Here is a 22,551-nt window from a genome sequence, read left to right on the forward strand (position 1 = left end):
GACGCACCGCTCGATCCGCTGCCTGCTGACGACGAACCATCCAACACCCCTGCAATCACGAGGTGTTGCGACGACCAGTTAAATCCGCCTTGGCATCCGTGGTCGGAGTGGAGATCACCGGGTCGGACGGGCGACGGGTGCGGCAGGCGGTGTGAGGGCGTCGGAGACGAGTTCGGTTCGCAGGTGGTCGACGGTGGCCCAGCCCCCGACGCGGCGTGAGGCGATGTCGATGACGGTCGCCAGGTAGAGCCAGCCCTTGGCGATGTACGTGATTGTTGCCGCGCCAGCGAGTGTCGACGGCAGCCGGGTCAGGTCAAAGTCTCGAAGGATCAGTGCCTTCACGCTCAAAGACGGCGTGGACGCGCGGGGGCCCGTAGGTGCCGCGTGCGCTGGTGGACGGTGGTGATCTGTTCGGTCAGCTCCGCACAGCGCACGGGGCCGGGGGTCCGTAGCGGCAGGCGTAGTAGGCGGTCCGGGAGACCTCGAGGTTCATACGCCCGTTTGACGTTTTGGCATGCGGGTTTCTCCGCCTCGATGAACGGGTCTACGTTCACCGGGTCTGCGTCGCGAAGAAAGCCGTCGCACGCTTGAGGATGCCGACTCCTCCCGCAGCCTGCGATTCTCCGCCGCAACGCGGCCAGTCCTCGCGTTCACTGCTGGTCGGGCCCTCACGCTCACCCGCGTCGACCTGAGCCTGACGGACCCAGTCACAGACCCCGGTCTCGGCCAGATCGAAGTCCCCGGCGGCTTGACCGCGAGCGGTCCCCTCGCCGGCACACTCAATGGGCGACCACGCGAAACAGTCTGCTGGGAAACTTCAGCCGTCGTTCAATCCTTGCCGAGATCGCCAGTTCAACATCCTCATGGGCTCTTCGAGATGAGCCCTGCGGCATATACGTCCAGCGCCCCAGCGCGGAGCGGGCCAGCGAACAACGCCCCAGGCCGAGAGCTGATGCGATGCCGTTTTGAGTAGGCTCTGCTCACGTATGTAGAGGGCATACAGCACAGGGTGATACATGCGTCTACAAACCGCCCCAACCCCCACCGAGCTGCTAGCGATGACTTCTTCCTCTCAGTGGTGTCGCACACAGTCGGCTATGACGAGGGAAAATATTGACTTGAAAGGTGACGCCATGAACCAGCGCCCCGGTACTGCAAATGAAGTTCGTGCCCGCCCGACAGTACGTGAAAACTCTGCACATGCAATGCTGGCTCAAGTGTTTACCCTTGCAGAAAACTCTTCATCTAACTCTGATCAGGAGTCTCTGCGCGTCTGCGCCCAGATTCTTTTGCGGGCGCACGCGAGAGTCCGGTACCTAGCAACCCCAGCAGATCCTTACGGCAGATATTATTTAAGGAATCTCCACGAGCAGCTATTCCGAGACTTCTTCCCACGCGGAGAAGATCACCACGCCGGCTGGTTTTTGGAAGCGCTAACCCAGCTCGAGAGAGAGGAAGAGGCCTCTGATGACTGCGCTGCATGGGTTAGAAAGGCAGTGCGAGCAACGAGCAGGCTCCTCTATGCCGTAAGACCAGACGAGTTGCCGGTTGCCTCCGGGGTACACAGAACTGCCAGCCGCATCCGAGATATTTTTGACGATGCCTTGGCTGAACTGGAGCAGCACCTAACAGGTTCGGCCCCATCGAGGTACAAATTAAATTCTTCTATCGCGCACCAAGGCAGGCAGAGCAGCCGGCGGTCCGCTGCACAGCAGTCTTTGACACCGCGAGAGGAACAGATAGCCCGGCTGGTTGCAGAGGGCCTCAGCAACCGTGCTACTGCTGAACGTCTCTCTGTCACAAGAAAAACTGTCGAAGTTCATTTGGCAAAAGTCTTTCGTAAGCTGAATGTATCGAAAAGAAGTGAAATTTCGAGGCGCCTGTCTGATCGCTAAGAAATGGGTCACAATTAGGGCCTGGTGTGAAGTGCCTCTTATACGCGGCGGAACCTGAAAAGCCGACAATCGGTGCTGCCAGGGCCGCTCCGGCGGCGACGGTTGACACCTGCGATCATGCACTGCGGGTGACGCATGCGTCGTGCACGACCAGGTACGGCACGATCCGGGCCGAAGAGCTGCCGCCATCAGACACGCTCAGATGGATCTTTCAATCTTTCTGCACCATGTCAGCGGAGCTCGCGGAGTCGTCTTGCCCACGGCGTAGACCACCCGATCCTTGAAGCAGAGTTCCAGCACTCCCGCAGGAGATGAGAAGGCGGAGCTCACCGAGCATCGGTCGATTGCACGCAGCCCGTAAACTTTGGATCCGCGCATTGAGTGACGACTACTCAAGACCTGAGAGTCCGAGCGTCCTATGCTGAGAAAAATGCTGTGAATTCTTATCCTGCACCTTGCTCACGTGCCACGCGCAGTGGATCAACTCCCAAGAGCTGCGCAGCTATGGCATGGGATTATCTATGACGCTTATACATCTGGCCCTTAGGCAGGCGATCACGTCGTCGTGTCGACACAGAGTGGGAGCGGTAATTGCTGCGGGATCGCGTGTTCTTGCCGCTGCCCCTAATCGCCATCGCAATTCACCGACTGTTGACTTCCGGCATGCAACGTTTCACGCTGAGGAAGCAACACTGCGGCGTGTCCGGTATCCTTCCGGTGCAACAATTTACGTCGCACGGGTGAGCGCAGTGGGTATGCCGGCGATGGCCCGCCCATGCAGCCGCTGCCAAAAGGCTCTTATGGCTGCAGGTATCGTCCGTGCCTACTATACCGAAGGCGATGGTAAAGTAGGTATTTTGGACCTCGTATCGGCGTCAGTCCAATGAATTTTCCTATGGTGGTCTGGCGCCAGCAGGGGGGACTGAACCCGGGCCACCAATGAGTGGTGGCAGAATTGCGCCGCGGCGGCAGAAGCGCTATGTAGGGTTGAAATATCGAGAGATCTCCCAATCGGTGACTGCTGCCTGGTACTTTTGAGCCTCCCAACGCCTGGTCTGTGCAAAGTACCGCACAAAATCCTCTCCCAAGTACTTCGCTGCCACCTGGCTGGTGCTAAGCCTTTCCGTCGCCAGCTCCAAAGATTTGGGAATGTTTGTCGATGCTTGCTGATAAGCGTCGCCGATGGTCTCGATCGGTGGATCAATTTTCTCTGTAACGCCATGGAGGCCGCCAGAAATTGCCGCAGCGATGACGAGGTAAGGATTGGCGTCCGCGCCCGCCGTGCGTAGTTCGATGCGCGTCCCTCCTTTCCGGCCGGTGATCACTCTGATGCCTGCTGTGCGATTTTCCCTACCCCAAGTTGCGCTTGTACCAGCAGCAGAGTAGGGAACCAAGCGCTTATACGAATTTACCGTGGGAGCGAACAGGCACGTAAAGTCTTCCAATGTTTCGAGAGTTCCGCCGATGTAACTCCGTGCCCATTGCGAAAGTCCAGCGGAGGTTGCGTCATCGAACATATTCTCCCGTGTTTCTGACCACAAAGACTGGTGCACGTGGAAACTGGAACCAAATCCTTGAGCAATCGGCTTTGCCATGAACGTCGCTATTTTTCCATCTTGCATGGCTGAGACTCGAACCGCTTCCTTAAAGAGGAAAGCCCTGTCTGCAGCCTCAAGCGGATCTGAGTACGCCAAGTTAATCTCATACTGGCCTATTCCACCCTCTGGGTTGAATCTTTCAACCGGGATTCCGGATCGCTCAAGATTCCGGCAGAGGGGTAGCAAGAAATCCTGATCGAGAACGCCGCGGAGGATACTGTACGCTGATGGATCGGAGGCGATATTTTTTATTTCTCGGGTGCTTTGAATGGAAGTGGTTCCCTGGAACAAGTAGAATTCCAGCTCCGGCCCTATTTTTATCGAATATCCGAGCTTTTCGGCAGCCCTGACAACTCGCCTGAGTACTTGCCTGGCGGAATAAATAACGGGGGAACCGTCTCGTCGCTGGTAGTCACATAGCACTACACCCGTTCGGTCGAGCCATCCTGCCAAGCGAAATGATGCCAGGTCGGGGATTGCGTCTATGTCACCGAATCCACCTTCCCAAGTCGGCCACCATCCTTCGAATTCGGGTGGCGGAGGAACTACATCCTGGTGAAGGTCCATAATAAGCAGATAGTCTGCGAACAAGACGGGTGCCGAAGGGTCTGCGTGAAACTGATGCGCCGAAATCCGCTTTCCACGGAATACTCCGTTGATATCGGATCCGCCGACGATCACTGTCTCGATGTCGTTCTTCTCAATTGTTTCGCGAACTGTTCGAGTCAGGTCTGAAACTGGGCGGTCATTATTCCCAGTGGAGCTCGTCATCGGACCTTCCTTACTGCCGGCCGTAGTAAGCACATCAGCCGCCGTCTCCGGCAACATTCCTTCCCTTGAAGCAGGGGCATTTTTTGGCATTTTTTGGAGAGTCTCTAAACTATATTCTAGACATCAACACGGGCGGCTGCATCCGGGGAAGGCACGACCCCCGCAGGGCGCAAAGAAACCCGTAGAACATTGCCGCAGCCGGGGCCGCCGGCATGCGGTGGGTGAGTGAGGGGACCAGCCGCCGCAGACCGCAGGGTGAGACGGGCGACTACAGGGCAGGTGATCCCCACATCGAAGGCCCGGGTCGAGGGCGACCTGCACGGATGTCGACCTTGCGGGCCTGTTCCCAGGGCGGCGGATCGTCTTCTCGTTGAGCCGGGCGTAGTGGGCCGTCATCATGTGCGAGTCGGGGTCGAGCAGAACGTGTACGACCTCCTGCGGGACATCGCGGTTGATCAGCCGGGTCCAGAAGATGTGGCGCCATGGGTGCGGGGGCGGCCGGACGCGGCGGCCGTGCTCGTCGCGGACGTCGACCTCGGCGAGCCACTGGTTGAGCATGCGCCGGTAGCTGCTGTCGATCAGCGGCTTGGTGCCGTCCGGGTTGGCCGTCTTCTGCGGGAAGAGCACCGGGCTGCCTTCGGGCCAACGGGCGGTGATGCTCTGCTGCTGGGCGGCGATGGCGGCCTCGACCTCGTTGTCGATGGGGACCAGGGCCTCGCGCTTGATCTTGTGGTTGAAGTAGCGCAAGTAGGGGGCGTTGTCGGCGTCCCGGACGATGCAGTCCAGCGGCAGCCGCAGTGCGTCGGAGACCCGCAGGCCGCAGCGCATGAGGATGAGGGTGACGAGTCGGCCGACGGGGTCGTGCCAGCGGTCCATGTTGGCGGGCTGTTCGAGCTGGGTCATCACGTGTTCGGCCAGGGCCCGGGGCAGCAGCTTGGCGCGCTTGGGGTAGTCCTCGGCGAAGAACACCACGGTGGTGGGCAGGGTGTCGTCCCAGCGGTGCTGCCGGATGGTCTGGAAGAAGTGGTTGACCTGGCCGATGAACTCCCCGTGGGTCTTCTGCCCGTTGACGGTAGCCTGGAGATCGGCGAGGTAGCGTTCCAGCACCGGCCGGTCGATCTGCGCGAGTGCGTCGACGCCGACGGCCGGGGCAGCGAGGTACTCGGCGAACCGGGTGATCGCCACCACGCATTTGTTGGCCTGGCCGGCTCCGAGTCCGGTGCTCAGGCGCCAGCGCACCCAGCGCTTGGCGAGGTCCGTCAGCCACGGCTGCGGAATGCGGTCGAACCTCAGGTGGGCGTGGGGCGAGGCGATGCCGAGCTGCCGCAGCCGCCACACATCCCGGGGATACTCCACCTCCCAGCCCCGGCCCTGCTGAAGCTCTTCGACCTGGCGGCGGGCGTAGATCACCAGCGCGACGGAGGAGCTGCCGGTGGTGGCCTTGCCCCGCGGGAAGCGTTCCCGCCAGGTCAGTCCAGCAAGGATCGGACCCCGGTGCCGGCGACGAAGCAGACGACGTGGCGGACGCGGCTGGGCGGGGTCTTGATGCGCTGGTCGTCGTGCCGCCGCTGGAGGGCGTACTGCATTTCCAGCCGGAGCTGGCCCGTCAGTCTGCGCACGTCCAGACGCTCGTGGCCAGGCGGGTGCTCTTCATAGAGCTTGATGAACTCCGCCGGCTCGGGAAAGTCGGCCTGCCGCCAACGCGACCGGTGCGAGATGCAGAACGGCGTGCTGCCTTGCGCCCACAGGTCGCAGAAGCTGACCAGGCACTGAGCATGATCCTGCGGCTTCTCCGCTGGGCTCTGCTCGGGCAGCCACTGCTCCAGTGGAGGGCTTCCCGCGTGTCTCCAGGTCCACCGGTAATTCTGGCAGAGGCCGCGGCCCTGGACGCCGTAGTGGCAGCCGGTCACCCGGCATGCGGCCAGCGGAGCGTATCCGCGCATGAGCGGCTCGGTCGTCGCGGCGAACTCTTCAAGATCGGGGCGACCTTGGCCGTTCCACCGGTGATGGTGACCGATGCAGAGTCCTCGGCTGCGGCCGATCCGCGAGCATCCGGAGACGCGGCATGGCGGGCCGCCGAAGACGAGGTCATCAGGGTCGATGTCGATGACTTCGGTGCGGACCGTGGCCATCAGCTTCTCCAGCAGCCCGTGCTGGCGCGGGGACGAGGCGGGCGAGGTCACCAGCGCACCTCCGTCCCGGTAAGGAATCCGGCCTTTTCCAGGGCCCGGCGGGCGTCCTCGGCGGTCAGGTGACCGTAGGTGTCGGTCGTGGTGGTCAGGCAGGCGTGTCCGAGGAGCTTGCTGGCGACCTCGATCGGGGTGCCACCCCGCAATAGCCTGGTGGCGTAGGTGTGGCGATACCAATGGGGGTCGTAGTCGATGCCCGTCTTCCGGCGCAAGCGTCTGACCAGGTCGTAGATGGCCGCGTAGGTCATCGCGTGCCCGTGCGGGGCCGCCCAGAGATTGACGAACACGTAGTCGGAGTCGAGGTCGCCGTACTCGGTGTGCATGTAGTCGGCGTAGAGCCTCATCAGCTCACGCTGACCGGGATCGTCCTGGTGGTTGCCGACTTTGTGCGGGCACCGTTGGCGTTGAGCCGGGGCACTACGGTCAGCTCACGTTCGGCAACGGCCCAGTCCTCGTGCCGCAGCCCGAGGGCCTCCCCGATCCGCATGCTGGAGTCGAACAGGACGGCGAACAGCAGCCGGTCCCGCAACAGTGCTGCGGCGCCCGGCTGGCTGCCAAGTCGTGAGCAGTTCGCCCAGGTCGACGCCGTGTCGGGCGGCGTGCTGGTAGAAGGTGCTGACCGCTGAGAGCTTCCGGTTCACCGTGGTCTCGCCGCAGTGGTGTTCGACCGAGGGGAGCACCGAGACCGCCCCGGTGCGGGGCACGGGCGGCAGCCGCAACCAGGCGACGAACTCGCCGACTTCCTCCAGCCGTACCTCTTGCCAGTCCAGGCCGCGTACGGCAAGGAAGGAGAACCAGTCCTTCAGATCGTGCGCGTACGCCTTGATCGTGTTTGGTGACCGCTCAATATCGGTGAGGTAGGCCAGGTAGCGCTCGATCGCCTCGACCGGGGCCGCGTCATCACAGAGCACCGTCCACGACTCAAGCGGCGAGGACGGCATCACCACACGTTGTACGAGCATCGGACCTCCAGGGGATCTGCGTGATGGACGACGGCAGATAACCACTTCCACCAGGCAGAACCCGGGGCCTCATCTGGGCTTGCTCGACGTCAAGGACGCCCTTCGGGCAGCTCAAGATAACCAGCGCGAACAGTGCCAGCAGGAGGCGGCCCTGGAGGACGGCCCGGTCGATGCGCTCGTAGGCGGCGACCGAGACGAATTCGTCGGTGAAGCCGGACAGGAAGTCGGCGTTCTTCAGTACGTCCAGCAGATCGAGCACGCCCCAGCGGCGTACGACCTCATCCTTCAGAGCCTGGAGACTGGCTGGCTCCTCCAGCGGCTCCAGCTTCGGCACAGTGATCCACGGCTCGCCCTTGCGGGTGATGACCTTCACCCCGCCTGCCGAGCCGTCCGCGAGCACCGCCGACAGCCGGTCGAGGCTGACGGTCATCCGCTGCTTCAGGTCCGCGATGAACGCCTGTGGGTCCATCGGCTGGCAGATCGCCGCGTAGTGCGCGGTGCGGGTGGCCTCGAAGTCGCCGGGCAGGTCGTTCTCCGGGTTGCGCCAGCGCAGCCCGCCCTCGACGTAGATCTCGCGCCGCCGGATTGCGTCCCGCAGCGCCACCAGGACACACAGCTGCAGCAGGGCCTCTGCCAACCGGTCCTCCACCAGCTCGACCGGACACACCTCGGTGGCCAGCCACGAGATTAGCCGTTCCTCGTCCGCCCGCGTGGACGGCCGGAAGCCCAGGGCCTCTCTGATCTGCTTGCGGTGGTACTCGGCGGTCCGGCCGGCGAACGCGTACTTCCCGAACTCCGCGACCGATAGGGCCTCCTGCTCGAAGAACTTCAGGATCAAGGCGAAACCCAGCCGAGTCGGGCCGCTCTTGTTGGCCACCAGGAGCCAGTCACCGTCCACCAGCGTCCAGCACGCCACCACATCTTCCGGCGACCACTCCTGCCGCATGCCCTGCCTCATCTCGTTCCCGGCCCCACTCGTTCGGATCAACGAGTCAGTCGACAGCAGGGAAACGGGAAACCTGAACATCAGAAAGCCACCCCGCGGCTGCATAGTTTGCGGCTCGGGTCAGGGATAGGAGTTCGGGGCCTTTGAGGAGGAGTTGACGGCCAGGGGGATTCGGGCATTCGCTCCAGTGCGAGCAGTTGCCTCGGGTAATTGCATGGGCCGGGGCCATCTGCTTACGCAATGGATTAGGGGGCTCACACCGGACCTTCCCCGGTCGACCGCGCGAGGCCGGGCAGAAGCACCACCTGATCACCGCGGCACACCCCTCGCCGTCCACTCTGACCAGTGGGAACCGGCACGACGTGACGCAGCTGATGCCTCTCTTGGACGCGATCCCCCGCATCCGCAGGCGCCCCCGTCACCGGCCATCACTTCGCTGACCGCGGCGATTACGACAAGTATCGCCGCCTCCTGTGGGCCGCCGGCATCACCCCGAAGATCGCCCGCAGAGGCGCGGCCTACGGTTCCGGCCTGGTAAAACCCGTTGGGTCGTCGAGCGAACCTTCGCCTGGCTCCACCAGTTCAAGCGCCTCCGCATCCGCTACGAGATACGGGCGACCTCCATCTTGCCCTGCTTGAACTCGCCTGCCGCATCATTTACTTGAGACGCCTCCGAACCTCATTCAGAGACGATCAGTTAAGCATGCCGCAGTGTTATTTGCTATCGGCCCGCTCGACACTCGGTCAGATGTAAAGGTGGGGCTGAACGGGCCTCGGCAGGTATTGTCGCGAACGTTCACAGAAAGCATTGGGTCGACGAGGATATCCGGTTCTTCGAGCACTATGTGACTCAGTTTTATATTCGCGTATCGGACACCCCCCTGGTGTCGACGGTTTACTTATTAGGCTGGGATGCGTCAAACCTTGACTCCGTAAGCGCGGAGGTATGCAATAGGATCAATGTCAGAGCCATAGCTTTGAGTTGTACGTATCTCGAAGTGAAGATGTGGGCCAGTAGAGTTGCCGGTAGATCCTGACAGGCCGATCTGCTGCCCCCCGGTTACTTCGTCGCCCACGGATACGTCAAGTGAAGACAGGTGGGCGTACTGTGAGTACCGGCCATCAGCGCTGTGGCGGATTATCACTTCGTTGCCGTACGCTCCGCCCCACCCGGCCGAAACCACGGTTCCTGCGCTAACTGAGTTAACGGGCGTTCCCATCGGAACGGCGAAATCAACTCCCGTATGGTGACCGCTGGACCACATCGATCCTGCGATGCCGTATTGCGTGGTTATCTCGCCATTAGTTGGTTGTGAGAAACCGGTGATGGTGCTGCCCGGCTGTGAAGTTTCTTCTGCAAGGAATCGTTGACCGGCCTGACTGTCCTGAGTTAGGCCCGCCCGTGCCGAGCATACTGGCCAGGCACCGGGCCCCTGGACGGCTAATACTGCCTCGGCGATTTCGATTTGCTGTTCTCTTGACGCAAGATCCGCTCGGGCGGCGTACTTAAGGCCTCCGAATTCCCCCCAGGTGGCCTGCGTGAACTGTAAGCCTCCGTAGTAGCCATTACCGGTATTTATTTGCCAGTTTCCGCTGCTTTCGCATTCGGCGACCCTGTCCCATGTTTCAGCAGATGCAGCGCTCGCCGAGGAGGTGCTGCCGAATACGACAAAGATGCCGCTGGTGGCGGCGACAAGACATGCGCAGAGGCCATGAAGGAAGGAGCCTCGGATAAGGTGCCTCTTGGGCTCATGCATGGACATGAGAGCTAATCCTTACGTAGATGAAAAATCTGGAAGCTCGGGCCGTCGAGGGGGCGGGGTAGGGAATTCGAAGGAGCCTAAAGATGGGGGGCGCCCCGGAGAGTGCCTTCATTTTGGGATCCAAGGTCAGTGATTACCTTAGGGGGCGCCCGAACGACTCTCCCTAATAAATCCATGCGACCTAGCCTTGAGTATTTTTTACCTACATGCTTCGGCCATACTGAGTTGGCGGAAGTGGCGCGTTAGCTGGTCGAAGGCGTGGCGGTGAATCAGGGCATGACAGAATCATGACAAGATTGGTCGCATGGAAGCCCGCCTGACTGGCGCATCGGGCCGTGTGTTTACGTCGGCCTCGCCGATGCCTCGGGGTCTCTCGACTCCCGCCCACACACCCCGGCGGTGCCTCTTTGGCTTCGCCAAACTGTGCGGGATGCCAAGAACGAGGGTAGGGAGTGCGTTACCCCGAGGTCATCGGTCCGGTGAGCGAGGAGTTTGCGCTGGACAAAGGCGGACTGGAGTGAGTGAGCTTGTTCAACCCGAGCCCGGCATTCAGAGCCGAGACGGCTTTGACATGTATCGATGCCAAAGTCTTGTCACTCGATCGGTGGGCGAGTTGAACAAGCTCAGTCCGCGAGGCTGGGGCGGTCAGGGCCGCAGCAGTTCGGCGCATGGAACGACGGTGTTCTGCTCGCCGAAGTGTGGGTGAAGATGTCCCCGGCCAGCCTCTCGGCCATCCGCGGAGCCTTGGGACGAATCCGAGTAATGAGCCAGCGGCGTCTCGCTGAGCGTCCGGCGAGCAGCACCGCCGGATCCTGGATTCGCGAATCCAGGGCATGTTCGAGGAGACGGAGGGGGCCGAGTCAACAGACGCCTTTGGTGTGTCGGCCAGGCCGCCGAGGTGGTCTGGTACCCGGCGGGACTTCGTGAGCGGGCGCTGCTGAGGAGCCGGTGCACGTACCAGGCTTCTATCCACTCGAATATTGCGATGTCGGCGGCGGCCTGGTTAGGCCAGGGCCGGCTGTCGCCCAGCTCGTTCTTCAGGGCGGAGAAGAACGAGGATGTTGTCCCGGTAGCTGGTCCGGTTGTCCGTCAAAGCGGATCGCGCGCAGTGATACGGTTCGCCGCCGACGACACTCCAGCCCGGAGAAGTACACGCGGGCAAGGCCCTGTGACCCCTACCGCCGCGATCCGACATCACAACGCGCACCACACGAAGGGTCGGATTTAGGAAACATCCCGGTCGGCATCAGGGTTTGTCACGCACCATCTGGTTGACCGGCTTCACCGCCTGAGCATCCGCTGCGAACTCCTCAGCGTCTTGTTGGGCAACCGCCGCGAAGATCACCGATGGAGCTGACGCCAGCTGATCTACGCTTCACCGCCTCCTCTTGCCTACTGCAGTCGTCTGAACGGTCATCGCCGCCTTGCCAGCTGTTCGAGCAGCGGTGCGCACTCCTTTTCCGCCTGATACGGCGATGGCCTGGTGTATGCCTCGCCGACAGACGTGTCAAGGTAGAGGCCGACAGCTGCATCGGCCGCTGCGCGGGCTGCCAATGCCCAGGCGCCGGTGGTACCTCCTCCTCGGTCAGCTTGCCCTTGCGCTCGGCCCACACTCACAGCAGCCTCATTCCGCAGCGTGAAGGGGGCGATGATGAGGATGCTCCCTCTAACAGGCGGGGAGGTTCACCTACAACCAGGGGCCGGTTGGGGCCTCGCTCACCTGCGAGGGGTATGGCGGGCTTGCCCTGACTCGGGACGACTTAGAACGCAGGGGCGTTGCTTGGGCAGTCCAACCGTTGACTGGTGCCTTCGCAGGGGGGGCGGATGCTAGGTGCAGGAGGTTTAGCGTGAGCCCCATGAGGTCTGCAGACTCGCCGTGGATCAGCGCACCCGAAGAAAGATTTGCTGCCACTTAGTGGCTACGCCGGCCTGCGGTCTATGGTGTGGGTTGGTGCCGACTCGGCACCCAGGCCCGGCATAATGCGTTAACTTACTCGTTCCTCTCAGAAGATAGTAGTCGCTCTGCTCTGCGCTCCTCGCCCCTTACAGCCTGACGCTGCGCCGCCGCTCGTGCATCACCCGGGCCTCAAGTGAGCAAGCACCCCCTTTGTGCCCATCGCTCCCTCTAATCATTACTCCACGATGTGTTTGTCGGCACTCATTTCGGTGTATGGTGACCTCATGGCAAAGAAACACGTGACGATCTTCATCGACGATCTGACGGGCGAAGAGACGGGCGAGGGAGCAACGCATACGTTCACGCTTAACGGCGTCCAGTATGAAATCGACCTCTCGCCCGACAGCTACGACGAGATGCTCGAGGCGTTCAGCCCGTATCTCAAGGCAGGGCGAAAGGTCGGAGGAAGGAAGCAGAAGGCGAAGTCTCCGGGGCGCGCCTCTGATGGCCCGTCCACGGCCCATATCCGCGAGTGGGCGCGGGAAAACGGGTTTGAGGTTAATGAACGTGGTCGCGTGTCAGCCGAGGTCCGTCAAGCTTTCGAAGCGGCGAACTGATCCACACAGCAAAGCGGATCTCGTTACCAGGTAATGGGCTGATGCCCACTCTGACCAGGGAACCGAGCGGAGCCTTGGTAAGACATAGAGGGCGGACGAGGTTCCACAGGGGCCTCGTCGCCACGTAGTCGATCGTTCGCGGATGCAGAGTGGCATTCTGAGAGAACGAGCGCCTGTTGTGGGAGTTATTCCGCACGGTGGTGCCGGAACCGGTGGCGGCTCGGTGAGCATGCGGGCGTTCGGAGCTGCTGTTGCCGGACCGACTGGCCGGTCGCCGCAGAAACGGACCAGATCGTCGCGGCACATGAAATACGCCACCGGGAGACCTACCTCGTCACCGGCTAGTCCGGCCGTCCGGTCGCAGTCGGCATCTCCCCCCGGGCGACCCTCCATCGCGGGCCTACTGCGAGAGGAAAATCGCCCAGGGCAAGCGCCACCCCCCAGCAGGGCGGGCCGGGTGCTGCAATCGATGATCTGGGGGAGCAGGCTGTGCATCCGGTTGGCGGACCCCTGGTGGCCTCGTTGGCCAGGTCGTTGTCGAAGCCGACGATCACCATTGAGGGTGTCGATCACGTACAGGCCCTCCAGGCGCTCTCAGGTTCGCGACCGCGCCCATGCCATCTCGGCCTCATCCCGGGTTTAGAACTGTGTGACCACGTCCCGGGCCTGTCATTGCCTGGGTCGATGTCGGGACTGAGCTCTCCAAGCGGATGGTAGGCACGCCAAGCGAGCCCAGGAGCTGACGGCTCTGGACCAGCGTCATAAGGGCTTCGCCCGAGCACGTCCTTGCGCCTACAAGGACGTGCTCATCGTATGGAAGAGCATGTCGTCGACGAGCGCGCCGACCAGGTGGGGGAGGGGGCGCAGTCTGAACCACGCGCTGGCGGTGGAAGCCCATTCGCAAGGTCGTCGAGTCATTGGCGGGTACGAGTTGCAGCTGGCGGGAGATCGATGCGCTGGCGATCTATCGGAGAGGAGACCGGACGCCGCTGGTGGAACGCTTCTTCCGTCCGGACCGGCTCACGAGACCTCACCTCCGTGCTCACCTCACAAGACCGCAACGTGCTCGGGAGCACGCCATCGCTTCTCGGTACTGACCCATGAGCTGATCCCGGCCGCCGACGCGGACGGGCTCTGTGCTGGATCTATCATTCGCCTCCGTACAGTGGCGTACTACGGTGTGCGCAAAAAAGACCAGCCCGGGACGCTGGTTCGTCGGCACTTTGAGGCCACGATCTTTCACTTCGTCGAAAGCTCTGCTGCGGGGAAGCCGCCGTCGTTGGTGGCGAGGACTTCGGTGACTGGACGAGCATGCTGCTTCCCTGGGAGCGGATGGCGCCGCAGATCCCCCTGGTCTGCCAACAGGCAGGGTTTCCGGCAACCGCCGACGGCTTCGTGGACAATCTCAGGTGCCAGCTGACCATGATTGCGCAGGCGGCGGAGGCTGGATACTCCGACAACGCGGACCTGACGATCGCCCCGGCTATGGGTTGCCCTCGTTCAAGAGGCGTGAGGAGCCGAGCGTACCTCGTCCGCTGCGGCGCTGGACGCCGAGCCGGACCGACGTCTGCCAGCCCGCGGCATTCTGGAGCGCCTGGCCCGGGCCGCGTACTGGACCGGCCGGCTGGCGGCACCGCCTCGGCCCGCTGCCGGGGTCGGACCCGAAACCCGAAACCTCGACGGGATTCCCATCCAACTCCTCACACCCGGCACCACGCCAGTGGTGATCGGGCTGACAGTCCGCGGGTTCAAGTGCCTCAGTCCTGGCTGCACTACGGTGACCATTCCCGACGGTGACCTTTGCCGAACAGATACCAGGTCTGATCAGTCCCTATGCCTGACACACCCCGGTCCTGCGCAAGCTGCTGGCGGGTCGCTGAGGCCCTTGTCGGCCGAGCCAGCGCCCAGCTCGCCTGGCGATGAGAATGCCGGCGGCCAAGGGCACCTGCTCCGGTTTCTGCGTGCGTCTGATCTGGAGACCGGTGTGGTGCGGGTCCTGGCGTACAGCTACGCACGGGACTGTATGAAATTCGGTGTATCCGACTCGTGGAAGAGAAGATGCACCTGTGACCAGTGAGAAGTTAGAGGCCGAGGCTGTTGCCTCGGTGGATGATCAGTTCGTGGAGGAGCTCGTGGCCCGTGCCCAGGCCGAGGGGCTGCGGTTGTCGGGCGAGGGCGGGTTGTTGCAGCAGCTCACCAAGCGTCTGCTGGAGTCGGCTCTCCAGGGCGAGATGACTGATCATCTCGGCTATGACCGGAAGGGTCCAGCGCGGAAGAACGGGTCGAACTCCCGCCCCCGGGACCGGGACAAAGGCTTTGAGCCGCAGATCGTGAGGAAGTACCAGCGGCGGCTGACCGGGGTGGACGAGATGATTCTGTCGCTGTCGGCGAAGGGCCTCACGCACGGCGAGATCTCCTCGCACCTGGCCGAGGTCTACGGCGCCGACGTGTCGAGGCAGACGATCTCCACGATCACCGAGTCGGTCATGGAAGGCGTGGCCGAATGGCAGGCCCGGCCGCTCGACCGCGTCTACCCCGTGGTCTTCATCGACTGCGTCAACGTGAAGTTCCGCGACGGGTAGGTCGCCAACCGGCCGGTCTATATGGCTTTGGCGGTCACGACCGAAGGCCACCGCGACATCCTCGGCCTGTGGGCCGGCGGCGAGGGCGGCGAGGGTGCCAAGCACTGGCTTCGCGTGCTGACCGAGCTGAAGAACCGCGGTGTCGAGGACGTCCTCATGCTGGTCTGCGACGGCTTGAAGGGCCTGCCCGACGCCGTCGGCGAGGTCTGGCCCCAGACCGTGGTGCAGACCTGCGTCGTCCATCTCCTGCGGGCCTCGTTCCGCTATGCCGCACCACAAGACTGGGACAAGATCGCGAAAGCTGTGGGAGAACGCCTGGGCCGAGTTCACCCCGTTCCCGCGGTTCGACGCCGAGATCCGCCGGATCGTCCGCACCACCAACGCCATCGAGTCGGTGAACGCCCGCATCCGCCGGGCCGTCCGCGCCCGCGGGCCCTTCCCCTCGGAGAACACCGTCCTGAAACGCGTCTACCTCGCGGTGATGTCCCTCGACCCGACCGGCATGGGCAGGAAACGCTGGACCAGCCGCTGGAAGCGGGCCCTGCAGGCCTTCGACATCGCCTTACCCGCAACCGAATCTGAACCGACCAACCAACCCAGATACACCGAAATCTTTACAGACCCTCTCAAGATCCTCACCAGTCGGCGTATGGACCTGGTGGCCGAACGCGCCCGCACCGTCAGTTGCCACTGATCGGGTGACGTGGGCGGAACGGGCAGAGCCCCAGGGATGTTGAGCAAGGCGTCTCCGCTTAACTCTTCAGCCCAGGGGCTGTCTTGGTTTCTTATCGTGCCGTACTCGATGTCCCGCATGCCCTGGGAGAGTGACCGGCGGTGCCGGCTGTCATCCTCGGAGCGTGCTCTGGTCGCACTGGTGGACCTGCGCAAGAACGACACCTTGCGTCAAGGTCGCGGCCGGCTTCGGCATCAGCCTGGGCACTGCTCACGCCCACGTCCATCCCCGAGGTGGGGCACCTCGCAGGGCTTGAGCCCGGCCTGACCGCAGTCCTAAGAGTGGCTGATACCCGCTACGTCCTGCTGGAGGGGACGCTTGCCGAGTGTGACCGGTCCGGTGACGGCCGGGCGGATCATTTAGATCGTGTCCTTTGTGGTGGGGCGGAGGGGTCGCTTGTAGCAGCGGATGGCTGCGGCGAGGCCGGGAAACGCCGGGTAGTTGTGGGGGTGTTGTTCGTAGTGGTGGTTGAGTCGGCGGTAGCCGGTCAGCCGGGACATGGTTCGTTCGATCACCCACCCACCTGCGGCGCCCGAGTCGTTCACTGGGCTTGATGCCTTTGCGGGCGATGCGGACGCCGATGCGTTTGCCGCGGAGTCATTTCCGCAGTTCAGGTAGGCCGTAGGCCTTGTCGGCGTGCAGGCGCTGGGGCTTGAGGTGGCGGCCGCGGTGGGGTCGTGTCTTGTTTGGTGACCGAGCACCATGGGCTTCAGGGCTTGGCTGTCGTGGGTGTTGGCGGCCGAGACGCCGACGAGGAGGGGTAGGCCGTTCGCGTCCGACAGGACGTGCGTCTTGGAACCCGGCTTGCCCCGGTCCACGGGGGCCCGGACCTGTGGGTTCGCCTCCCTTTTCTTCCTGACGTGGGCGGAGTCGAGGACGGCGCGTGAGAGGTCGAGCGGGCCGGCGTCGTCGAGGCGGTGCGGGATATCCTCGTGCAGCCGCCCCCATACTCCGGCCGCATAGATCAGGAACCGGCGATGGGCGGTCGACTTCGATATTCCGAATCACGGCGGCAGGTCCGCCAGACGCAGCCGCTGACCAGGAGGTGGATGATCGCGGCGAACAGCGTCTCATCAGGCCTGTCCAGCGCCGCCCTGCGGCCGGACCCTCGACGGCGGGATCAGCGGCTTCGCGCTCTCCCACAACCCATCCGGCACGATCCAACTCCATGTACCCCGCCCGATAGACGACGCAACGACCGCCTCACCACATAGGACACGGTCTTAGAGGTCCTAACAAAGGCGTTGGACGTGTCGGTGGGTGATCAGGCAGGTGGCGAGGCCGAGGAAGGCTTCGTGGATGTCGTCGCGTCGTTCCCAGCGGACTCGGAGACGCCGGAAGCCGTGCAGCCAGGCGATGGTCCGCTCGAGACCCATCGGTGGACGCCGAGGCCGGAGCCGTGCGGGACTCCGCGTCTGGCGATCACCGGTTTGATGCCCTGTGCCCAGACGAGACGGCGGTATTTGTTGTGGTCGTAGCCGCGGTCGGCCAGCAGCGTGTCCGGTCGTCGCCTGGGTCGTCCGACCAGGCCGGCGACGGACGGGATCTTGGCGAGCAGGGGCAGCAGTTGGGTGACGGCGTTGCGGTTTCCGTCGGTCAGCGACACGGCGAGTGGGATGCCCTGACCGTCGACGAGGACGTGGTGTTTGCTGCCCGGACGTGCGCGGTCGACCGGGCTGGGTCCGCTTTTGGGCCGCGTCGAGCGGCCCGGACGTGGCTGGAGTCGATCACCGCCCGAGACCAGTCGAGCTGCTTGGCCGAGCGCAGCTTCTTGAGCAGGACCAGGTGCAGCTGGTCCCAGACACCTGCCTCGTTCCATGCGGCAAGCCGTCTCCAGCACGTCATGCCGGAGCCGAAACCGAGCTCCTGGGGCAGGTACTCCCACTGGATCCCGGTGTGGAGGACAAACAGGATCCCGCACAGAGCCTGCCGGTCGGGCACCCGCGGCCGCCCCGACACCAGCTTCGGCGCCAGGACCGGCAACAACGGCTCGACCAGCGACCACAGTTCGTCCGACACGATCCACGGCCGGGAGTTCCTCTTCGCCACGAAACGGACCAACGAGCAACCAAGCCGACAGTCACATGATCAACGACTTCTGTTAGGACCTTTTAAGGAAAGCACCGCCGGCACAGGGTGAACCTGCAAACTAACCCGGCTACACCGTTTCCTGGACAGGCCCGCGGCCGTAGGCCGCCGACAAGAATGGAGGGCGCTGAGTGCAGGCAACTATAATGTGTACGCTCCGCGGTGAGACCGTTACGGCTGGGGTGGTGGGGCTCCATAATGGACTGAGGCGCCCATCCCTTTCAGGCAGTTAATAACTCCCGGCGTGGCTCGCTCTGCTAGAGCTGCGATGGTGAGTGATGGGTTGACGGTCAGTGCGGCGGGCAGCGCGGAGCCGTCGGTTACAAAGATGCCAGGGTGACCGCGGAGTTCATGCGCAGAAGTGAGGGCGCTGGTGCGGGGGTCGTCCCCGATCCGGACGGAGCCGAGGGGGTGTGCGGTTACAGCCGGGGTTACTTCTTCCTGCCATGGGCGTACTTGGGCTAGCCCGTCTTTCTCGAGAATGGCACGAATTGCGGTATCGGCCTTGAGCCAGGCGCCCCGGGTTCGCGCAGTGGGACGGTAGCACATGCTGCCGAGTCCGATTCCTGGGGCGAGACGGATAAAGCTGCCTGTCGGCGGGACGGAGCTGAAAAAGCCCTCGCTGTCGTCCTCAGTCATTGCCAAGAGGGTAAGCCATGACCGCCAGCGGGCGCGCAGATTTCGTTGTGAAATGCCGAACCAGTGGGTTTGTCCTGACTGCTGCGCGAGGAGGTTGACTATCGGAGGAAAGTAGATCTGCTGAAGTGTGAACCGGCTGAACTCTGGCTTTCCCGGGTCCAAGAAGTCGAAGGTCGCAGCTGTGATGGGACGGCCGATCGGTAGCGCCTGGTACGCTGCTTCATTGGAGCGGGAGAGACCTAGAAGAGTGCGCGCCTTATTGTCGTCTATATCGGCGACACTAACTCGGTCCCCATTGCCGGAAAAGTAGCGTCCGACGGCTTCTGGAATGCCGCCGAGTAGCAGCGCTGAGCGCTTGAGGATTATAGGTGTGCCGACTGCCCCGGCGGCTAACACAATCACTTTCGCGTGGAAGACGCCGCTGGATGCGGTACATGAGTAGTCGTCTGGATCAAGGATGGTGAATGTGGCTGTGTAGCGGTATCCGGGGAGGTTCGATGGTGACAGTGTCTGCACTTCATGCAGCGGCCGTATTGATGCTCCGTAAGCCTCAGCAGCGGGCAGGTAATTGAGCAGCAGAGAGCGCTTCGCGTCGAAGTGGCAGCCCGACAGCATCCAGTTGCAATTCGTGCAGGTCCGCGTGTCGACGGCCAGAGGCACAGGATTGCAGGTCATACCAGCGCGGTGACAGGCTGCGGCTAGCACTCCGCCGGCGTAGGACACATCGGGCCAGGCTGTGCGGGTGACTGGCAATGCCTCTTCCACACGGTCGTACCATGGATCAAGTGCGGAGCGCGTCAAATCTGCAGGCCAAATGCGCCTGCCAAGACTACCTTGGCGCTCGAAAGCGAAAGTTGGGGCTCTTAGCGAGGCTGCGAAGTAGACAACACTACCGCCGCCTACGCAGTTGCCCGCTACTACCGAGATCCCGTCTCCGCGGATAACATCGACGATCCGGTTGTAGCTGCCTAACTTTAGAGAATGACTGAAGTCGGCGGCAGAGAGACGCGGGCCCCGTTCCAGCACGGTGACACGAGCTCCGCCGGCCGCCAGATAATAGGCCGGGATGGCACCGCCGAATCCGCTGCCAATAACTAGGACGTCTGTCGTCTCTACGCTCATGCCGGGCTCCCTGATGGCGTAGTAGCCGGGTGTAGATCGGATAGGGCCCTGCCATAGGAGTAGTGAGGGAAGCGCCATAGGCCGTCAGGGTCGGGGGCCGGGAAACCAATCCAGGAGAGCCCGGGGTGGTCCAACGACAGTGCTCTGCCGGTATCCAGGTGGGCCGCCGTGTCAAACGCTAGACTCACGAGCAGACTGAGTACCTGCCAGATAGGGCGATCTACGTCGTCAGGGCCGAATAGGCTTCGGACAAGATCGGTCCTGTGGCGGAACGAAAGTCCTACGAGCGCCGGAGATGTGATCGGCAGCACCAAGAGGTGAGCCGCCGCGTAGGCAATCGCTCTGGCGTTGAGCAAGGCAGTGATCTCGTCGAGCCACGGAGCGAGCGGCAGTTGGGGCGAAGCGAGCACCGCGACTGCGCCTGCCTGTACCGCCCCGGGGCCGCTTACCACTCCAGCGATCGGTACATCCGCAGGGAAACGGCGCTCTCCCGGTATGAGGGTATCGGCGAATGCCTCCAGCGTCTGAACGCTCCATCCGGACACGGCCCCCTGAGCGCCCGCCTCTGAAAGGTTGGAGAGTCGGCCTGTTGCCATTCCGGCGGCTGTGACGACAAGAGCGCGAAGGACCGCACGCCGGTCAATAGCCGACATCAGTGCCACTCCAGGAACAGCGCAGATCGATGGGAATGGCTGTGGTGAGTCCCGTCTCGCCTGCTGCCTGGCCGAAGTCATCCAGAGCGTCGGCAACATCAGGAAAGCTCGGCCGTAGCGCCGCGACAGCATCACCAATGCCCACGCTCTGGCCATTGACGCGAAAGTTGGTCAGTCGCGCGCCTGCCTGCTGCCTTGTCTTATCCCACCAGTACTGCCCGTCCCACGTCACCCAGGGAACTGAGCCCACGGTGGGTTGCACACTCCAGTGGTCACGCTGGTAATACCGACATGTGAGCATCGCAAGAGCGAAGCGAGACGGCTCTGCGGCCAGGAAACGAAGCGCACCTCCGTTATCAAATGTTATGTCACGTTTGCTGTATTCCACGCACAACGGATCGGAAAGCATCAACCACCAGGGGGGTACTTCTCCTTCACCGAAACGGTGCCAGGGGCAGGCGGAGGCAAATGCAGGCTCTTTGAAAGGGGCCACCACAGCTTCAGCAGGAGTTGCGGCAAGGGCATGGGGGGCGGTACTAACACTGCTCGCAAGTGCAGCCATTGTGCACGTTAGTACGAATGGCATGCTCATGACAGATCTGATCGTGCGCGTACGGGTCATGGCGAGCTCACCTCTCGTTCATGGCTGATCGGCTGGGCCAGATGCCCCCGACATGCGAGTCGGTCGGCAAAGCTGTCTGCCGCTACCAGACTACGGAGGGCGGCGGCAGCCTCTCCACTCAGCGTGGTGCAAGATTCACTAAAAGTAAATAGGTTAGTCAGTGACTCATCCACTGGACTCAACCGGATGCCAGCGCGATCTTGCATCCGGTCCACAGCGAGTCGGTGGGAGCTCGCAAGGGTGAGGACCGCTTTGCCGACTCAGGTGAGCCAGGTGGGGCTGCATCGGGCGCAACGGAAGATCCGCCGGGTCCTCAGCCGGGCGATTCCGAGTCGACGGGATAGCGCGGCCGCGTATGTACCCCTGATCAACGGCCTCAGTGGACGGTGAGAACTCTTCCGGCTCGGCAAGGACAGGGATGCTGAGCGTGATGCAAGTGTTGATCAAAGCAGCGGGGCGACACGATCCCATAGAGCATCAGGCACAAGATTATTCGACACCTGCAGAACTATGCCGCCCACCAGCCCCACCGCCAAGATCGCGAACCAAACTCATTCTGAATGATCAGTAACGAGCTGGTGCGTGATTGAGGGTGAACGTCCGTGCTGGTGGGTGGCATGATCCTGGCTGTGACGATCATGATCAGTCGGACGGTTCTCGCGCATCGGTTGTTCACGGGTATCTCCCGGCGGCATCTCGCTCTTCGATCGAGGAGTTGGCCGACCCGTGGGAGGCTGTGGTCGAGGGTCGTCTTCACGAGGCACGTGGCGGAGCCAGGAAACGGGAGGCGGAGGCGTGTGCCCGGCATCGGCTGGTGTTTGTCGACCGGTTGGTCGCCACGCTGATCAACCTGCGGCTTGATCTCCCGCACTCGTCCTCGCTTTGGTACTCGATGCGGACCGCTCCGCCGTCACCCGCGCGATAGGAAAGATACGCAGGCTCCTGGCCGAGCGCGGATGCGTGGTTCCCGGCCGTCCTGGTCCGCGGCTGCGGACCTGGCCGATGTGTTCGCCTATGCCCGGGCCGAGGGCATCGAGCGGCGGCTGGACGCCACCGAGGTCCAGGTCCGCCGACCCATGGCCGGCTGCGGCGGACGTCGCGCGTTCATCTCGGGCAACAAGAAGCAGAATGTGAGAGGGCCACCGTCATCGCCGACCACCAGGGCCCGCCCGTTCTGGACCGACGCACTGCGACCTGGCCGGATGCACGATGCGACCGCTACACGCAACGAAGGCGTCGGGATCTGTTTCCAGCACTTCCCAGAGGTGGAAGTGCTCCTGGACAACGGCTACCTCGGGCTCAGTCGCGACCACCCCGGCCAGGCGATCACACCGCCCAGAAAGCCGAACTTAGAGGGCGTTTTCGTCCGATGTTTCATACCGAGATGGGCCGGTTGGCGGCCTTCTTTGGGTCGCGCCAGGAGATGGTGTTCTCGCCTGTGAGGCGGCGGGCCATGAGGTCGGTCATGGCGATG

14 protein-coding genes and 6 pseudogenes are annotated in these 22,551 nt (G+C 62.9%); 6 read left to right on the top strand and 14 right to left on the bottom strand.

Annotated features, from left to right (window positions below):
- Positions 1-114: 114 nt before the first annotated feature.
- On the bottom strand, positions 115-342 hold the full coding sequence (locus ACIGXE_RS36270; protein ID WP_399754384.1) for a hypothetical protein: 228 nt from the start codon (positions 340-342) through the stop codon (positions 115-117).
- Between the two features lie 791 nt (positions 343-1,133).
- On the opposite strand from ACIGXE_RS36270, the gene ACIGXE_RS36275 reads away from it, so the two are divergent.
- Both ACIGXE_RS36275 and ACIGXE_RS36280 read left to right on the top strand, forming a co-directional pair.
- On the top strand, positions 1,134-1,895 hold the full coding sequence (locus ACIGXE_RS36275; RefSeq protein WP_399754386.1) for a LuxR C-terminal-related transcriptional regulator: 762 nt from the start codon (positions 1,134-1,136) through the stop codon (positions 1,893-1,895).
- A gap of 521 nt (positions 1,896-2,416) precedes the next feature.
- Positions 2,417-2,782: a hypothetical protein gene (locus ACIGXE_RS36280; protein WP_399754404.1), complete on the top strand. Its 366-nt coding sequence runs from the start codon at positions 2,417-2,419 to the stop codon at positions 2,780-2,782.
- A gap of 90 nt (positions 2,783-2,872) precedes the next feature.
- Here the strand turns inward: ACIGXE_RS36280 and ACIGXE_RS36285 are convergent, their stop codons facing one another.
- The 6 genes from ACIGXE_RS36285 to ACIGXE_RS36310 all read right to left on the bottom strand — a co-directional run bounded on the left by ACIGXE_RS36285 (position 2,873) and on the right by ACIGXE_RS36310 (position 8,361).
- A complete protein-coding gene (locus tag ACIGXE_RS36285) occupies positions 2,873-4,264 on the bottom strand; it encodes a glutamine synthetase family protein (RefSeq protein WP_399754388.1) in 1,392 nt (463 codons plus the stop codon).
- A gap of 123 nt (positions 4,265-4,387) precedes the next feature.
- On the bottom strand, positions 4,388-5,674 hold the full coding sequence (locus tag ACIGXE_RS36290; protein ID WP_399754390.1) for a tyrosine-type recombinase/integrase: 1,287 nt from the start codon (positions 5,672-5,674) through the stop codon (positions 4,388-4,390).
- A 59-nt stretch (positions 5,675-5,733) separates the two neighbouring features.
- Entirely contained in the window at positions 5,734-6,447 is a 714-nt protein-coding gene (locus tag ACIGXE_RS36295; RefSeq protein ID WP_399754391.1) for a hypothetical protein, read from the bottom strand.
- Positions 6,444-6,797: a tyrosine-type recombinase/integrase gene (locus tag ACIGXE_RS36300; protein WP_399754393.1), complete on the bottom strand. Its 354-nt coding sequence runs from the start codon at positions 6,795-6,797 to the stop codon at positions 6,444-6,446. The genes ACIGXE_RS36295 and ACIGXE_RS36300 overlap by 4 nt, the downstream gene beginning before the upstream one ends.
- An 84-nt stretch (positions 6,798-6,881) precedes the next feature.
- Positions 6,882-7,415 carry a site-specific integrase gene (locus ACIGXE_RS36305; RefSeq protein WP_399754395.1) on the bottom strand — a complete coding sequence of 178 codons (534 nt, stop codon included), beginning with the start codon at positions 7,413-7,415 and terminating at the stop codon, positions 6,882-6,884.
- A complete protein-coding gene (locus tag ACIGXE_RS36310) occupies positions 7,375-8,361 on the bottom strand; it encodes a hypothetical protein (protein ID WP_399754396.1) in 987 nt (328 codons plus the stop codon). Before ACIGXE_RS36310 ends, ACIGXE_RS36305 begins: the two co-directional genes overlap by 41 nt.
- A gap of 249 nt (positions 8,362-8,610) precedes the next feature.
- Here ACIGXE_RS36310 and ACIGXE_RS36315 point away from each other — a divergent pair.
- A pseudogene (locus ACIGXE_RS36315) lies at positions 8,611-9,040 on the top strand (transposase); the annotation flags it as partial.
- A 238-nt stretch (positions 9,041-9,278) separates the two neighbouring features.
- Here the strand turns inward: ACIGXE_RS36315 and ACIGXE_RS36320 are convergent.
- A complete protein-coding gene (locus ACIGXE_RS36320; protein ID WP_399754398.1) occupies positions 9,279-10,124 on the bottom strand; it encodes a transglycosylase family protein in 846 nt (281 codons plus the stop codon).
- 2,181 nt (positions 10,125-12,305) lie between these two features.
- Here ACIGXE_RS36320 and ACIGXE_RS36325 point away from each other — a divergent pair.
- The 3 genes and pseudogenes from ACIGXE_RS36325 to ACIGXE_RS36335 all read left to right on the top strand — a co-directional run.
- Positions 12,306-12,638: an Lsr2 family protein gene (locus ACIGXE_RS36325; protein WP_399754400.1), complete on the top strand. Its 333-nt coding sequence runs from the start codon at positions 12,306-12,308 to the stop codon at positions 12,636-12,638.
- Between the two features lie 2,033 nt (positions 12,639-14,671).
- A pseudogene (locus ACIGXE_RS36330) lies at positions 14,672-15,803 on the top strand (IS256 family transposase); the annotation flags it as partial.
- A gap of 194 nt (positions 15,804-15,997) precedes the next feature.
- Positions 15,998-16,312, top strand: a pseudogene (locus tag ACIGXE_RS36335) (transposase family protein); the annotation flags it as partial.
- Here the strand turns inward: ACIGXE_RS36335 and ACIGXE_RS36340 are convergent.
- From ACIGXE_RS36340 to ACIGXE_RS36365, 6 genes and pseudogenes are all read right to left on the bottom strand, one after another.
- Positions 16,313-17,137 (bottom strand): annotated as a pseudogene (locus ACIGXE_RS36340) (IS5 family transposase).
- Between the two features lie 48 nt (positions 17,138-17,185).
- Positions 17,186-18,002, bottom strand: a pseudogene (locus tag ACIGXE_RS36345) (IS5 family transposase).
- Positions 18,003-18,212: 210 nt separating this feature from the next.
- Positions 18,213-19,802, bottom strand: a complete 1,590-nt coding sequence (locus ACIGXE_RS36350) for an FAD-dependent oxidoreductase (protein ID WP_399754402.1) — start codon at positions 19,800-19,802, stop codon at positions 18,213-18,215.
- A complete protein-coding gene (locus ACIGXE_RS36355; RefSeq protein ID WP_399754406.1) occupies positions 19,799-20,554 on the bottom strand; it encodes a DUF5987 family protein in 756 nt (251 codons plus the stop codon). Before ACIGXE_RS36355 ends, ACIGXE_RS36350 begins: the two co-directional genes overlap by 4 nt.
- Positions 20,442-20,843 carry a hypothetical protein gene (locus ACIGXE_RS36360; RefSeq protein WP_399754408.1) on the bottom strand — a complete coding sequence of 134 codons (402 nt, stop codon included), beginning with the start codon at positions 20,841-20,843 and terminating at the stop codon, positions 20,442-20,444. Before ACIGXE_RS36360 ends, ACIGXE_RS36355 begins: the two co-directional genes overlap by 113 nt.
- A 1,608-nt stretch (positions 20,844-22,451) precedes the next feature.
- Positions 22,452-22,551, bottom strand: a pseudogene (locus ACIGXE_RS36365) (IS5/IS1182 family transposase); the annotation flags it as partial.

Origin of the sequence: Streptomyces sp. NPDC053431, assembly GCF_044544925.1 — a bacterium.
In the GTDB taxonomy this organism is placed as follows: Bacteria; Actinomycetota; Actinomycetes; order Streptomycetales; family Streptomycetaceae; genus Streptomyces.